Raw genomic sequence first — 15,112 nt, forward strand, 5'->3', positions numbered from 1 at the left:
CACGTAAGGAAAAGACCTATTTTTATTTACCTAGTTATGAGACTCAGAAGTACTTTGATAAAAAGTGGCTTTAGAAGGGCATATCGTTAAAATAAATAAAATGATAGCTACCGTTACCATGACAAATGAGGCACTTACTATAACAAATCGTATAGAAATAATTTCAGCAGTAACTCCAAATGAAGCTGTCAAAATTATGATGAAAAGGGCTTCAAAAAAACCATAAATACTCCCTATACGTCCCATGCTTTCAGCAGGGATATTATTTTGATAAAAAGTATAGAAATCTGTATTCGCAAAAGCTGTTGCGAATGATAAGAGGAAGCAACCTAAAGCTGCCATAAAAAAGGTATAGGAAGAAGTAAACAGTAAATAACCGAAGGCTGTCATTATAGACCCCATGCCGATTAACCAAGCAGTAGAGGTTTTTTCAACAATGGCTGAATTGGTTAGAGAACCAATTAGTACACCGACACCTGCAATACTGACCAAAACCCCATATTCTCCCTCCGATAAAGCAAGTACTTGAGTGGCAAACGCAGCCTCTAAAGAATCAGTCGCTGTCATCAATACAATGGTAGCACTAAATAAAAAATAGACTGCCATCACATAGGCATTTTTAAAGCTAAAATGGACGACCATTTTCCAATCATAGAGCAATATTTTATAAAATGTTGTTGCTTTTTCTGTACGATGAGCAAAGCCTAATTGTTCATGTCCTTCAACGTCCGGCATTTTTATAGTTATGCAGGCAGATAAAAATAAAGCAATAGCATTTAAGTATATAGCCATATTCGGTGTACCTAGTGTAAATAGAAAGCCTGCAATAGCTGGACCTGTTAGGAAGGCACCAGAATCAAGCAGACTACGTAATGAGTTAAAGCGTTTTCTTTGCTCTATCGGTATCAATTTAGTGATATAAGTCATAGAGGTAGGATGATACATAGAACTAGTAGCTGTAATGATAAAGACTAAAATATAAATCCATCCTAAGCTCAAAAAGCTAGGAAGTGCGACAATCAGTATGGACCGGCAAAGATTCAATAGGATCATCAGGTGTTTTTTATTAAAGCGGTCTATTAAACTACCAGACCAAAAATTAGTAAACAATGTGGAGAGAGCTCTGATAATATACAAGCCAGAAACAGCAAGTGCTGATTCTGTCAGATTGAGTACAGTAAGGTTCAAAGCAATAAAATAAATCCATTCACCGATACTAGAAATACCAATACTACTTAAAAGGATAATTGGATAACGCCACGATTTTAAAGATTTTTTCATATAAATTCCTCCTCTTGCAAAAGTGACCTTGCAAAATAAAAAAATCCCACCCCCAAGACAGTAGTCTTAGGGACGAGACGGAAGAATTTATGCTCACGTGGTGCCACCCTAGTTCACTATTATGTTGTTGCCATAATAGCCTTTTCAGTACGACATGAATGAATGTTTATACTGTAACTCTATAACGGGAGTTCCCGTCGCACCATCATTCTAATAGAAATCCAATGCGCTACTCTGAGGCTTGTTTCAATAATTCGTTCTTGCTCGTTTTCAGCAACCGGAGCTCTCTGGGAAGAACAGCCTTATTTACTCTTCTCTTCACTGTATTTTGGTTAGTGTAGCATATATAGATAATTTTGGTAAGTGCTACGGTGAAATAGATGGTCCATTTTTTTGAATGTAAGCTTTTAATTGGATGAAAAGCGACTCGCAAAACGGGATAGTATGAGTTAATTGGAAGTATCCTCAAGGGAATGATATAAGTTCATCAAAACAGCAAGATTGAGAGCTATTTTTCCTGTGAAAAATGCGGGTCTGCTGTGCCAATTGCCAAAAATGCGTGTTTATCTAATAGATTAGCCGTTGTATGGTCCAGTGACAATAGAGGTGATAACAGTGGGTATCCAGGTTTTTCGTAACTATAGCCCTGTACCAGATAACATAAAGCATATACGATTGCTGCCTTAATTAAAGAAATCATACGGTATTCCATTACAGTTCTCTTGCTTAGGTTTAATTTTCACAAAGGTATCTCCATTCTTTGGAAATTTAGTTTATAATTCGACTATAACAAGGAGGGAGAAAAAAATGAAGGCTATCGTAATAAATGAATTTGGTACGTCTGATGTATTAACATATGCCGAATATCCAAAGCCTACAATCTCTACAGGAGAAATCCTAATACGTACAATCTATACGAGTGTGAACTATGCAGATATTAAAAATCGGACAGGTAATAAGGCTAAAGGAAACTTTCCAATGATTCTTGGGTTAGATGTTGCTGGTATTGTAGAAGAGGTTTTTAATGATAACAGCAATTTTCAGAAGGGGGACCAGGTCATTGCATTTCCGATAAATGGTGCTTATGCAGAGTATGTCGTAGCAAAGGAACAGTTGGTCTTTAAAGTTCCGTATGATGTACCGCTAGAGAAGGTAGCAGCTGTGCCAACTGTATCGTTTTTATCGTATATCTTAACACATCAGATAGCACCAATTAGTCAGAATGATTCGGTGTTAATTCATGCTGCATCTGGTGGGGTAGGAACAATGCTTATTCAAATGGCCAAAAAGCTAGGCGCTAAACAAATTATTGGAACTGTAAGTACATTAGAGAAGGCACCGATAGCCTATCAGCTTGGGGCAGATCATGTTCTTACATATGACCAATTTAGTGAGCATGTACGAGACTTTACTGGAGGTATTGGCGTCGATATTATCTTTGATTCGATTGCGGGAGCTATTACGGAGGAAAGCTTAACTTGCTTAGCACCATATGGCACTCTTGTACAATTTGGCAATAGTGGAGGCAAGGCAGGAACTATTATGACATCAGATTTACATAGTAGCTGTCGTAATGTAAAAGGATTTAGTCTGGGTACGACTAGGGACTTAAGACCAGAAATGTTACAACAGGTCGCTCAACATATTTTTACTTTATTAAAAGGGGATAGTTTCCAAGTGCCCATTGCTAAAATATTTCCATTAGAGGATATGCAAAACGCTCATGAACTGATGGAAAGTCGTCAGCATCAGGGAAAAATAGTAATTAAAATGTAGAAACAAGGGAGGGTGACGCTCTTATAAGGAAGAGCGCCATCTCTCATCATCAACTTTCTAATTCATTCAATTTTTCATAAATTCGTCTTTTTCGATATAACATAATACCCGTTTCAGCAACATCTTGAATCATTCCTTTATTTGCGTATGCACCGAAGATCATACCAGCAATAGGTATCATTTGAAACAGTTTTTTCCAGCCCAGCTGGTCCCGATACGTATAAAATACCTCCTGCCAGCCTTGTAGCTGAGAAATCATATTGTCAGTAGCTTTATGAGTACTATTCATAGTGGAAAGCTCCTGTAAGATGGCTTCTTTCCCAACAATATCTGCACTTGTGAATTGCAGGCATTTCACAATAAAAATACGCTCCATTTTATCATTAGGGTCATAGCCATGAATAATAGCAATTTCTTGCAATGTCTTCAGCGCGGTTCCTAAAATAACGGGTATATCAATAGCCAAGGTAAATATTCCGCCAAACCCCGTAGAAGCACCTTGAACAGTCGCAAACTTTACACGCTCATTTTGCAATTTATCACTGAGAGTAATCATATCCTCTAATGGAATTTGACCAATATCTGAAATGCTCAAAATATGCTCTGTGGAAGAATGGTTACGGACTTTTTGAATCATGGCTTGTTCATTGATTAAATATTTTCCACCGGATTGTATGTAGTTCCCTAATTCATCGACTAATAATGCAATTTTATTTTGAATAAAAGTAGGCGTCATTTTATCTAACAACTTAAACGGTATTCTACCTAGTTTCTCCCAAAACCATAAATCCCTTTGATCCTTTTCCCAATCCTGAATTTCCTGCAAGTGCTGCTCTAATAGCTGACGGTTCTCCATTATTGTCTATCCCCTTATGTGTTCATTTACCTTTACATACGAAAAAAACATTATAAGGTTTCGCCTTGTCTCGAAACATCTGTATATTTTTTATGTCTAAAACAAAGTTTCGTGTATAGACTGACTCCGACCATCTAATAAAATGACAGGTTATTGCCAGACGGAAGCAAGGAGTGCAATACCTTCATCAATTTGCTGAAGTGTCAGTCCACCGTAGCCTAAAATGATTAAAGTATCCTCTGTACCATGCTGATAGGAAGTAGAACATGGATAGACAAGAATTCCAATCTTTTGAGCAAGTTGAATCGCATTTTTCTCAGAGAGTCTATTAGGTAACTTCATCACGATATGTAGCCCAGATTTTTCACCGATGATTTGAAATTCCTCCGAAAAATGAGTGGAGATAGCAGTTAGTAGAGCTTGTTGTTTTTTACGATAAACTGTCCGCATTTTCGCTAAATGTTTATCAAATTGACCTTGTGCAATGAAATCAGCTAAAACAAGTTGCTCTACTCTGGAGACAACTGATTTTTGATCATGGTTAAAGGCATTAAACGATGCAATTAATGACTTTGGTAAAATCATATAACTGATTCGCAAAGAAGGCAGCAACGTTTTAGAAAATGTTCCAAAATAAATAACTCGTTGAAGCTGATCCATTTTTGCTAAAGAGGGGATTGGCAGCCCTTTATAACGAAATTCAGAATCATAGTCATCTTCAATAATGTATGCCTCATTCAAATTTGCCCATTGCAACAAGGCGGCTCTTCTCTCTACGGTCATAATCATGCCCAAAGGAAATTGATGAGCTGGTGTTGTGTATAACATGTGAATTGTTTTTGAAGGAAGAGTTATACCGGCTTTATCCACAGGGATGGCCTCTGTAGACAAACCGCATTGTCGTAAAGTAGTATGTGCCCGTTTAAAACCCGGTTCTTCTACTCCGACCTTACTCTGGGGACCTAAAAAGAGACTAAGGGCTTGAAGTTGACTTTGTGTTCCACCATAAACAAACACTTGTGAGGCATCACAAACAACGCCACGTGAACGTTGTACATAGCGCGCAATCTCGGAGCGTAATAGGTCTTCACCTGCCCAGGGACTTATGGATAAATTATTCTTGTTTACATGTTTTTTCAGGAGCTTATGCCAAAGTGAATAGGGAAAAGCCTCGTTATCCACATGCCCGTTATGAAAATCATACTGAATGTCATTGGATATGATTGTCCTTAGAGGAACCTCATGCTGCTGTTCATCTTGTACCCAATCAAATTCAAAGGGAGCAATAAAATAACCCGACCGTTCTTTACTATAAACATAACCTTCTGCCAGTAATTGTTCATAAGCCTCCTTCACAGTATGTACACTTACATCGAGAGTTCGGGCAAGGGCTCGCTTAGAGGGCAATTGCTCATGACCTAATAGCCTTTTAGATAAAATAGACTGTCTAATTTCTTCGTATATCTGAATGTATTTGGCTGAATCTCCTGTCAATGAAATGGATAGCTCCACAAGATAACCTCCTTTGGTATGGTCTGGTTTTTAATAATTGGTACTTTCTATCATATCAAATTTACCGTTAAATAATTAAAAAAGGAGTGATACATCATGGAGTTTATGGCATTAGAAAATGAAATAGTTAAACTGAAGCCTTTAGAGTTAAATGATTTATCGGGGATATTAGAGGCGGCGAGTTATCCAGAAATTTGGTCACATATGTCCACAACGATCGAAAAAATGGTGGATGTGCATAACTTTGTGGAAAATGCTTTATTAATGAGGCGTAATAAAACAGAATTTCCTTTTGTTATTGTGGATAAAAAGACTGGAGAGATCATAGGGTCTACACGTTTTATGGATATAGATGATACACATCAGCGGGTTGAAATAGGAACAACATGGCTGACACCAGTCTACTGGCGTACTGCTATTAATACCAATTGTAAATACCTATTATTACAATACTGTTTTGAAACCCTTCATTTACAGCGAGTTCAAATCAAAACTGATCATGAAAATATTCAATCTCAGAAAGCTATAGAGCGTATAGGGGCGACAAAGGAAGGAATATTACGGAATCATATGATTCGGAAAGATGGGACCGCTCGCCATACAGTGATGTATAGTATTACGTTAGACGAGTGGCCGCAGGTGAAAATTCACTTAAATCAATTATTAGGCGAATCTATTTAATATTTGGGTTTTAATGGATTTTTATTGGCCGCTAAGACTGTTTTTTCTATTAAAAAGTGTCAAAAAATAAGGGGAAGGGTAGAGTACTTAAAAATTGAAAGAGGGTAATCTACTTGAAACCAAAATACACGCTAAGACAAATCTATGGTGAGAATGCAGTTTATACACCAAGAACGCCGTTTAGTGATAATCCATGGATGATGGACGATCCTCATAAACTGGATGCCCTAACCTCTAGAGAAGTAGCTATTGCTGATATTCCTGTATTAGTGCACCGAGCTACCCAAACTGAAAAAGCTCGGGAACTACATCGATTAACAGGTTTACCATGGGTCGAACAGCCTTTTAGTTATGACACACAGGAGGAGTATTTAGCCCATATTCGTTCTTGGTGTGAAGACGACAAAACGATTGTTTGTCAATATATACATGACTTGGAACATATGGACCGTCAATGCTATTGGATGGATGCCGAGAAATTTAATGAATTGAATTCAAAAGCATATATTGATCATTTAATCGATAGCAAATTTGTTCCGAGTCGTCTAAATGTTGAAACCTATAGGCTCTCAGATGCCATCAAAAATTGGCAACCGCCTGTGGTCCTTAAGCCGGGCGATGATTCCCCAACCTCTGGAGGATATGGAGTCATCATTTGCCATAATAAAGAGGAACTGACGGAAGGTCTGCGGCAATTCCGAATGACGGGAACGGAGAGCATAATTATTGAGGAGTTATTACAGACAAAGGACAATTATAGCTGTCAATTTGTCTACTCCGAGGAACTAGGTATTCAATATTTAGGAGCCTCACAACAAATTACCGATGAAAACGGTATTTATCACGGTAATATAATAGTAGATGAAGTTCCTGAAAAGGTAATTGAGGTAGGAAGACATATTATGGAACAAGGTGTTGCAGAAGGTTTTGTTGGTGTAGCAGGATTTGATTTAATTGTCACAGAGGCTGGTGATGTTCAGGCTATTGATTTGAATTTCCGCCAAAATGGCTCCACCTCTATGCTAATGTTTCATGATACTTTAGGTAAGCCTATCAATAAATTTGCCTCCTATGCAGCAAAAAGTCCAAAGGAAAATGACGTTTTCTTTCAAACCATTAAGAGGTTTGTTGAACATAAAATATTATTTCCGTTATCATTTTATGACGGGAATTATTTCGATGAACCTGTTCCCTCTAGATTTGTTGGAATATGGTATGCCGATGAACTTAGCGAGATTGAAAAACTTGAGCAAGAACTATTATAGTAAAAAGAATGGTCATTAATCGACCATTCTTTTTTTATAAATAATTGCAGCGAGAAACCAAGAAAGTAGGGACCAAACAATTATCGTCATCATAGGAATGATTACATCTGTCACTGAATATTTACCTTCTAATGCTTCGGCTAACAGTAATAATTGTGAGCTTGGTAACCATTCTGCAATCTTTAAGATTGGATAAGTAGAAGCAAAATTTAGGGCAATTGGGCCAAAAGAGAAAATAATGATAATCGGTAATACAATGATGGAACCTTCCATTATAGACTTAGAAAATAATCCACAAATCGTTCCAAGTGCAATATAAAATACAGTTGAAAGTATTAATGAAATAGCTAAAATGAGTAGGCTAGATGGGTTATATCCCACAATAAAAATAGACATAGCTACCACGATCATCGTTACGATAAAAACAAATAGGCTTTTACCAATAAAAATATCTGCTAGTGAAGCAGGGGAGAGCATCAGGCTTCGTAATGTGTTTTTCTCCTTCTCCTCTGCAATTAAACAGCATTGTATATAAGCTGTTACCATAGAAAACGTTATATTAATAGGTAAGAGATAAGCGTTGATAGAGGATGCACCAGATTGATTATACAAAAATGCCAAAATTATTGGTAAGAGTACCATCGAAGATACGGCATAGTTACGTGAAAATTCCTTATAATCTTTCATTAATATAGCTTGAATTCTTGTCATTGAAATATTCATACTAAATCACTCCCTGTTATTTGCATAAAAATATCGCCTAATGTTGGTTCATTTGTATGGATTCGAGTAACGTCATTGGCTTGCATCCATTGATACAGTTTCTCGGCATCTTGAGCCCCGTTTTGGATCACTTCTTGTGTACCATTTTTAAGCTCAACAGTCATGGAATCAGTGCCAAATTCCTGCTTCAAGTCGCTTGGAGTGCCAATTGCTCGAATTTTCCCTTTATGCAGGAAAGCAACTCGGTCACAGAGTATTTCGGCCTCGCTCATATCATGGGTTGTTAAAAATATCGTTGTCCCCATGTTATTCAGCTTTCGTAAACCATTATAGATATGTTCTGTATTTACAGGATCAAGTGCAGAAGTAGGCTCATCTAAAAATAATAATTCAGGCTTATGCATTATAGCTCTAGCCAGTGTAACACGCTGTATCATGCCCTTTGAAAGCTGACTTATCTTCTTTTTGCGATCAGCATATAAATTTACAAAATCAAGAGCTTCTTTGACGGCAGTGACTGACAGCTCATATAGCTTACTATAGAGTAATAAATTCTCTTCTATAGATAACCTCGTATACAAACCGCTATTATCTGTTAATATGCCAAAACGTTTACGATTTTGACTTTGCTTCATGTCAGCTGCAGGCTGTCCAAATAATAGAACATTTCCAGCAGTGTTTTCAGTTTGCGCAGTTAATATTTTAATAGTAGTTGTTTTTCCAGAGCCACTCGGACCAAGGAAACCAAATATTTCTCCTTTTTGTATAGTAAAGGAAACATCTTGTAGTGCGATTTCTTTATTAAAAGTTTTTTTCAAATGCTGTACATCAATTACTGCTTTCATGTGTAAGCCTCCTGTTTGTTGTTGATGTCTAAACTATAAACAACAAGTGAAAGGTACACAGCAATAATTAGATGAGAGGAGGAAAAATGACTACCAACAACACGATATGGAAGGTGACAGGAGTCGTTTATTTCCTGGGAAATCTACTATATTCCGAGTATTTTCTTTAAATCTGCTAGTTTATTTTTCGACAAAGGCACAACAGTTTTATCAGTGCTGTTGAGTGCAAGGCTATAGCTATTGCGCGTCCATGTAATGATTTCGCGAACCTTTTGTAGGTTAACAATGTATGAACGGTGGCTTCTGAAAAAGCCGAATGGTGTCAATTTTTGCTCTAGCTCATTCAGTGATAGTGTACATGGGTAGGATTCACCTGCAACATTAACAGAAACGACACCTTCAACACTTTCAATATAATCAATTTCGGGCGGGTTAAATAAAATAATCTTGTCATTTTTCTTTGTTGGAATTTTATCAATGCGAATCGGCGAATTTTCAAATGGGGGAGGTGTTTTGTCTAATTCTTCCTCTTTAACGTCTAGTGTATGTAAGCCAGCCCCATCTAATCTATGTATAGCAGTACTTGCAATCATTAAGTCTTCTAGATTATTAGAAAGTAAAATGATGCTTTTTTGTCTTTCTGTGAGTTTTTTTAGTATTTGTTGGACATTTTGCTTAGAAAAATCATCGATATTTTGAAAGGGTTCTTCTAATACAAGAAGCGATACTTCCTGAAGATAGGTACCCAATAACTTTAATCGTTGTTTTTCACTAGTAGAAAGCTTACTAATTCTCATGTTTTTTTGTTCAGTTAAGCTAAATAGCTTTAATAACTCCTCAGCCTCATTAGGTGTACGTTTGAATAGTTTCAAATTAAACCGTATATGCTCACGAACAGTAAGGCGTTCATAGAGAGCGCTTTCGCGAAAATATGTAAATGTATGATCTCGTTTCATAAACCATTGCATTAAAGTATGTATTTTAGAAACATCTGTGTAGATGCCTATAATCATGCCAGGTTGTAAGGCTATAGGAAAGCTTGGATAAATCACATTACCTCTTTCAATATATGGTTCAACCAAAATATCTATATTTTCTTCCATTGTTTTGTTCCTCCTAATGTTGTTCTACTCCTAAAAAGTTTAAGATATTTGTGTGTGCTTGAAAGTAGCTAGATGGACAAAAATGGGAATTATAAGTATCCATAAAACCATGCTGTCCGTGATATTGCTTTGCTTGAACATTTGATTTATGTTCGAGTACATTTTTTATTGCATTCACATCAAAGCTACTTTCACAGCTTGGTAGAATGACCAAGGTTGGACAAGATGGTTGGACGTCTAGGAATTGGCGTATACGTGAGCCATAAACACAAATAACTCGATGTAGGGGGAGCGTTGATAATCGCCAGGCTAATGTAGCACCTACACTATATCCAATTAGCACAACCTCTTCATATTTTTCACATGCCTCTAGTAGGTTTTTTGATAGCATCTCAAGAGGTGCGTCAAAGCCGACTGTATGGAAGAAAAAATCATAAGCTTGTTGTTCCTGTTTATATGAGAAGGATTTTCCTTCTGGATAAAGCGAAGCACAGCAAACGGAGGTATGTTCATCACGGTAGGCTTCGGCTTGTTCTTTTATAAATTGATTGATGCCATATATTTCATGTAAAATAAATATTTTTCTTTTCATGACGACCTCTTTTGGTTTTTTCCAATAGTGTATCAAAAACTAGCGTTTACGTATATTTTAGTAATTTATGGATTGAGGTTTATTTTAGCTAGAATAAAAAAAGCTGTTCGAACACTCGAACAGCATGAAGGATTATTTAAAGGTAAATAATTTGTAGAGTACCGATGTAGCATCAGCGCGTGATAAAGTGCTTTGTGGTTGAAACAATTGTTGTTTGTTACCTGTAAAAATTCCAGCTTGCTGCAAAATATAAATCGCTTCCTTTGCAGGAGGAGAAATAGCAGCATCATCCTTGAATAATTGTTGAGTATGATGGTTAGGCAAGTCTATTTCAGTTAATTTTATAAAATGATATAGAATTACAGCAGCATCCTCTCTTGTAATAGGCTTATGAGGATTAAACATTTCATTGGATGAATTGATTAGCTTCTTTTCATATGCCCAACCAATAGCATCCTCAAAATAATCGCCTGTTTTTACATCTGAAAAGGGAGCTTTGGATGTTGAATTAATTTTTTGTGCACGACTGAGGACAGTTATAAATTGTGCTCTAGTCATGGGAGCATTTGGATTAAATTGATCCTTAGCTACACCATTCAATAAATGTTTATTTGCTAGTTCCTCAATGGCTGTTTGTGCCCAATGACCTTGTATATCTAAAAATAAACTTTTATATGGACTACCAAATGTAAAAGCAGTAACGGTACCGCTAACCTCATGTGCAGCAAGTAAAGTTGGAAGCCCTGTAGTACTAGCTGAAGCAGGAATGAAAGCTAAACCTTCTGGTGATACATCTCCCTTAATATCTTCACCAAAATCTCTTTTATTTATATATTGAACAAATGATGGTGAATTAGGGTTTGTAATATCATACATCATGATGCCACCAACCCGTTCTATACCAATAAAGGCATACATGCGATCACCGATTTGTCCAATTTTCACATCCTCAGGCTCAGGGCCCTTTTTACCGCTGCGATTATCAAGCTTTGTATTATTATTGGAAGCATTGAAGTAGTCAGGTAATGAATGGGCAATAATCTTTTCAAAATCACTACCACTATCAAATACTTGAGTCATTGATTCTGCTTCATAGATAGAGAAAGATCGACCTCCAAAGCTATACATTTTTTCAGGTTGTAAGCCATCATAGTCTGAGGTATCAAAAAGCACAACTTCATTGCCTCTTAGTTCCATTTCAAGTTCGTTTACATAGCCTTTCCAATCACGTGAGTCACCCTCGTTTGCTGTCACTAAATAGGTTTTACCGTTCACTTCATAGGAAGAAATCCCATCAGGCATATAGATGCCGTAAAGATTTTCAGGAATGATTTCAATTTTTTTATCTTTCATGAAATCAAGCGCATTTTCTTTCTTACGATGATCCTTAAAACCTAGTGATTGCACATTTTTCCATTCACCTGATGTAAGATCTAGCGTAGCGATTGCATTTGCCTCCTGTAAGGTAACATAGGCTGTATTACCTTTTTTATTGACAGCAATATACTCAGGTTCGAAATCTACAGAAGGATTCGTCTTTTTCTTTAAAACGATACCTTTAGCAACAAGCTCCTCACGTTGAGAATCTAAAGCCTCGAAATTAATATCCTTTACCGTTGCTTTAGTAATGTCAGTTGGTAGCTCGATAATACTAACACTGCCTTCTGGATCAACGGCTTTCTCATAACCCTCACGAGGCTCTCCTTCATTTGCTACAAGTACCTTTTTCCCGTCAGGTGTAAAGGTGATCATATCGGGCTGTTTACCAGCTTCTACAATATGAAGAATATTACCGTTGTAATCTAAAAATACTGCTAATCCATTGTCATTATAGTCTTCAGCTTGAACAGCGGCAGCTATCAAATCGGAATCGGTGTTAATACTAATACTTGTCACATCTCCATAAGAGAAGTTTGGTTTGATTTCTTTTAAACCTTTTTCAAGATTGACCGTTTTCTCGACCTTTACGGCAGAGTAGGAAGAGCTTTTTGGTAAAGGGACGATTTCAATTTGCTTTGTTGTCCCATTGATTACATAGTATTTGTAATTGTCCGCATTGTAGGCAACAATTTCTGTGGCCCCTCCATCTTCATTTTTCACGCCAGAATCATAGCGAGAGGAGACATTTAAGTTAAGTTCAGGTGGTAACTCTTCTACCGCATAGGATTGATTTTCTCCTATTAAAAGAGTAGCCATAGCTAAGGAACAGCCTGCTGCTAGGGCAGCTAATTTTTTATACTTCATACATATTAAACCTCCATTAAATGTTAGTTTAAGAGTACATGCTCAATGTAAATACCGTATAAAGATTATTTAAAGAATAGTAAGAATTGACAACATAGCTTCCAAAATGGGAAGTTTTACTTGATAATGATTATCATTATCGTATAATAAGGGAGTAAGAAGTAGTAAGTATTTCTATAAGATGAAAATACAGTAGGGTTTTGTAGTTATGTTGTTACCACGGCCCAATTGTTGAGATAGGAAATAACATAAATGAAAGGTGTGCTACGATTTGTTTGAACAAGAAATGTATGATGTAACGATCATTGGTGGAGGACCGGCAGGATTATATTCTAGCTTTTATTGTGGCTTACGTGAAATGAAGACGAAGCTAATTGAATCACAGCCACAGCTCGGGGGTAAAATCCATGTTTACCCGGAGAAAATGATTTGGGACATTGGGGGCGTTACGCCAATTTCAGGTGGCCAACTAATTAAGCAGTTAGTGGAGCAGGCCTTAACATTTAATCCCTCTATTTACACAGATGAAAAGGTATTATCAATTGCCAAAAACGACGAGGGGATTTTCGTTATTACAGCTGAGTCTGGGAATATTCATTATTCAAAAACGGTCATAGTTGCTATTGGTGGGGGTATCCTTAATCCTCAAAAAATAGAAATTGAGGGAGCAGAACGGTTTGAGGTATCTAATTTAAACTACACCATCAAATCCTATGAAAAATTTAAAAACAAAGCGGTTATCATTTCAGGTGGTGGTAATACCGCTGTAGATTGGGCATTAGAGTTAATGGAAGTAGCGTCAAAGGTATATTTAACCTATCGAAAAGATCAATTGTCTGCACATGAGGCTCAAATTACGGAGCTAACGAATAGTGCCATTGAATGTCATTATAATTCAGAAATTACGAAATTAATTGCGGATGATCAAGAAGGAATGATTAAAGCGATTGCTTTAACGAATCATGAAACAGGTACTATAACGGAAATTCCTATCGATGAAGTTGTTATCAGTCATGGCTATGTACGCGATAAGGAACTATTAGATAATAGTCCATTAGCAATTGAACGTAAAAACGATTATTTCATTGCTGGTACTATAAATAGTGAATCCTCTATTCCGGGACTTTATGCGGCAGGAGATATTTTGCACCATGATGGCAAAATCCATTTAATTGCAGCAGCTTTTCATGATGCATTGCACGCAGTGAATAGTGCGAAAAAATATATTCAGCCCGATGCTTCTGATGGCGGTATTGTCTCTTCCCATAATGATATTTTTAAACAACGTAATCGCAAGCTATTACAGGAAAGCTTAAAATAATTAATCTTAGGAGCACTCGATGTATTTTAGGTGTTCCTTTCGTATTGTTTTAAGAGCATGATAAGGGAATGGAGATAGTAGGCATAGAAGAAATGTTAGAATTTTATTCAATGGCACCTTTAACATGTATGTCTGTCACTATTGACCATATTTCTTCTGAGACGGTTACTAACAGGACAGTGGAAAATGTCGCTAGACTAATCTTCCCAGTCAAAGGTATAGGTGACATAAAAATAGAAGGTACTAATTATCGCTTAAAAAAAGGAAGGATCCTCCATGTTGGTCCCGATTTTCCCATTCAAAACATGGCCGTAAGGGATACCAAATTAGAATATGTAGTGATTTACTTCCAACTATTTGATGGACATGTAAAATTTCCGCTTTATAATAGTCATTTTGTTATACAGGTAGGAGAGCACATGAAATGGATGAACATGGTGCAGCAATTAGTTGAAATGAGTCATAAGGGCAGTCATTTATCACTTATTCAATCCAAAGCTCTCTTTTTAAATATATGAGAGGAAATGATTGTATTGATGAAGTTGAAAGACTATCACATAGCATCCATCTTGACGTATATACAAGAAAACTTTACAAAGAATATTACTGTGAGCGATATAGCGAATGAATGTAATTGGGACCGTAGAAAATTGAGCTATGTATTTGAAAAAAGAATGGGTGTCAGTCCACATGTTTATTTAACCCATTTACGTATTCAAAAATCGAAAATGCTATTAAGGTCGCCTGATTTATCTATAAAGGAAATAGCTAAGCGAGTAGGTTACACAGATTATTTTTATTTTAGTCGTGTATTTAAAAAAGTGACAGGTTTATCACCGAGCATTTTCCGTAAACATATGAATTAACAAACACTCGATGAAATAATTACATTCATTGGGTGTTTTTTGTATAA

15 protein-coding genes and 1 other annotated feature are annotated in these 15,112 nt (G+C 36.6%); of the genes, 6 read left to right on the plus strand and 9 right to left on the minus strand.

The window, feature by feature from the left end:
* Window positions 1–30 precede the first annotated feature (30 nt).
* Both ACOZBY_RS17520 and ACOZBY_RS17525 read right to left on the minus strand, forming a co-directional pair.
* A complete protein-coding gene (locus tag ACOZBY_RS17520; RefSeq protein ID WP_422762579.1) occupies window positions 31–1,281 on the minus strand; it encodes an MFS transporter in 1,251 nt (416 codons plus the stop codon).
* 65 nt (window positions 1,282–1,346) lie between these two features.
* Window positions 1,347–1,612, minus strand: a binding site (T-box leader).
* Window positions 1,613–1,789: 177 nt separating this feature from the next.
* Complete coding sequence (locus tag ACOZBY_RS17525) at window positions 1,790–1,993, minus strand: hypothetical protein (protein ID WP_031418317.1); 204 nt, start codon at window positions 1,991–1,993, stop codon at window positions 1,790–1,792.
* A gap of 95 nt (window positions 1,994–2,088) precedes the next feature.
* On the opposite strand from ACOZBY_RS17525, the gene ACOZBY_RS17530 reads away from it, so the two are divergent.
* On the plus strand, window positions 2,089–3,057 hold the full coding sequence (locus ACOZBY_RS17530; RefSeq protein ID WP_031418319.1) for a quinone oxidoreductase family protein: 969 nt from the start codon (window positions 2,089–2,091) through the stop codon (window positions 3,055–3,057).
* Window positions 3,058–3,106: 49 nt separating this feature from the next.
* On the opposite strand, the gene ACOZBY_RS17535 is transcribed toward ACOZBY_RS17530, so the two are convergent.
* Window positions 3,107–3,913 carry an EcsC family protein gene (locus ACOZBY_RS17535; RefSeq protein WP_012292545.1) on the minus strand — a complete coding sequence of 269 codons (807 nt, stop codon included), beginning with the start codon at window positions 3,911–3,913 and terminating at the stop codon, window positions 3,107–3,109.
* A 150-nt stretch (window positions 3,914–4,063) separates the two neighbouring features.
* Entirely contained in the window at window positions 4,064–5,425 is a 1,362-nt protein-coding gene (locus tag ACOZBY_RS17540; protein WP_031418321.1) for a PLP-dependent aminotransferase family protein, read from the minus strand.
* Between the two features lie 96 nt (window positions 5,426–5,521).
* On the opposite strand from ACOZBY_RS17540, the gene ACOZBY_RS17545 reads away from it, so the two are divergent.
* On the plus strand, window positions 5,522–6,106 hold the full coding sequence (locus tag ACOZBY_RS17545) for a GNAT family N-acetyltransferase (RefSeq protein ID WP_012292547.1): 585 nt from the start codon (window positions 5,522–5,524) through the stop codon (window positions 6,104–6,106).
* 113 nt (window positions 6,107–6,219) lie between these two features.
* Window positions 6,220–7,371 carry an L-aspartate--L-methionine ligase LdmS gene (gene ldmS, locus ACOZBY_RS17550; RefSeq protein WP_031418324.1) on the plus strand — a complete coding sequence of 384 codons (1,152 nt, stop codon included), beginning with the start codon at window positions 6,220–6,222 and terminating at the stop codon, window positions 7,369–7,371.
* Window positions 7,372–7,386: 15 nt separating this feature from the next.
* On the opposite strand, the gene ACOZBY_RS17555 is transcribed toward ldmS, so the two are convergent.
* The 5 genes from ACOZBY_RS17555 to ACOZBY_RS17575 form a co-directional block, all read right to left on the minus strand.
* Window positions 7,387–8,094 (minus strand): ABC transporter permease, encoded by a 708-nt coding sequence (locus ACOZBY_RS17555; protein WP_422762580.1) that lies wholly within the window; start codon window positions 8,092–8,094, stop codon window positions 7,387–7,389.
* Complete coding sequence (locus ACOZBY_RS17560) at window positions 8,091–8,939, minus strand: ABC transporter ATP-binding protein (RefSeq protein WP_012292550.1); 849 nt, start codon at window positions 8,937–8,939, stop codon at window positions 8,091–8,093. The genes ACOZBY_RS17555 and ACOZBY_RS17560 overlap by 4 nt, the downstream gene beginning before the upstream one ends.
* Before the next feature lie 146 nt (window positions 8,940–9,085).
* A complete protein-coding gene (locus ACOZBY_RS17565) occupies window positions 9,086–10,042 on the minus strand; it encodes a LytTR family transcriptional regulator DNA-binding domain-containing protein (RefSeq protein ID WP_031418327.1) in 957 nt (318 codons plus the stop codon).
* Between the two features lie 13 nt (window positions 10,043–10,055).
* The gene (locus ACOZBY_RS17570; RefSeq protein WP_080717416.1) at window positions 10,056–10,670 is read right to left on the minus strand and encodes a dienelactone hydrolase family protein; all 615 of its coding nucleotides are present in this window, start codon (window positions 10,668–10,670) and stop codon (window positions 10,056–10,058) included.
* A gap of 96 nt (window positions 10,671–10,766) precedes the next feature.
* Entirely contained in the window at window positions 10,767–12,878 is a 2,112-nt protein-coding gene (locus ACOZBY_RS17575; RefSeq protein ID WP_051889616.1) for a choice-of-anchor I family protein, read from the minus strand.
* A gap of 271 nt (window positions 12,879–13,149) precedes the next feature.
* Here ACOZBY_RS17575 and ACOZBY_RS17580 point away from each other — a divergent pair, with 271 nt between their 5' ends.
* The 3 genes from ACOZBY_RS17580 (at window position 13,150) to ACOZBY_RS17590 (ending at window position 15,065) form a co-directional block, all read left to right on the plus strand.
* A complete protein-coding gene (locus ACOZBY_RS17580) occupies window positions 13,150–14,199 on the plus strand; it encodes an NAD(P)/FAD-dependent oxidoreductase (RefSeq protein ID WP_031418330.1) in 1,050 nt (349 codons plus the stop codon).
* Between the two features lie 68 nt (window positions 14,200–14,267).
* Window positions 14,268–14,717 (plus strand): hypothetical protein, encoded by a 450-nt coding sequence (locus ACOZBY_RS17585; RefSeq protein WP_031418331.1) that lies wholly within the window; start codon window positions 14,268–14,270, stop codon window positions 14,715–14,717.
* Window positions 14,718–14,735: 18 nt separating this feature from the next.
* The gene (locus tag ACOZBY_RS17590; RefSeq protein ID WP_196243953.1) at window positions 14,736–15,065 is read left to right on the plus strand and encodes a helix-turn-helix domain-containing protein; all 330 of its coding nucleotides are present in this window, start codon (window positions 14,736–14,738) and stop codon (window positions 15,063–15,065) included.
* Window positions 15,066–15,112: the final 47 nt, after the last annotated feature.

The sequence above is a fragment of the Lysinibacillus sp. NPDC056220 genome (genome assembly GCF_049315265.1).
Taxonomy (GTDB): Bacteria; Bacillota; Bacilli; order Bacillales_A; family Planococcaceae; genus Lysinibacillus; species Lysinibacillus pinottii.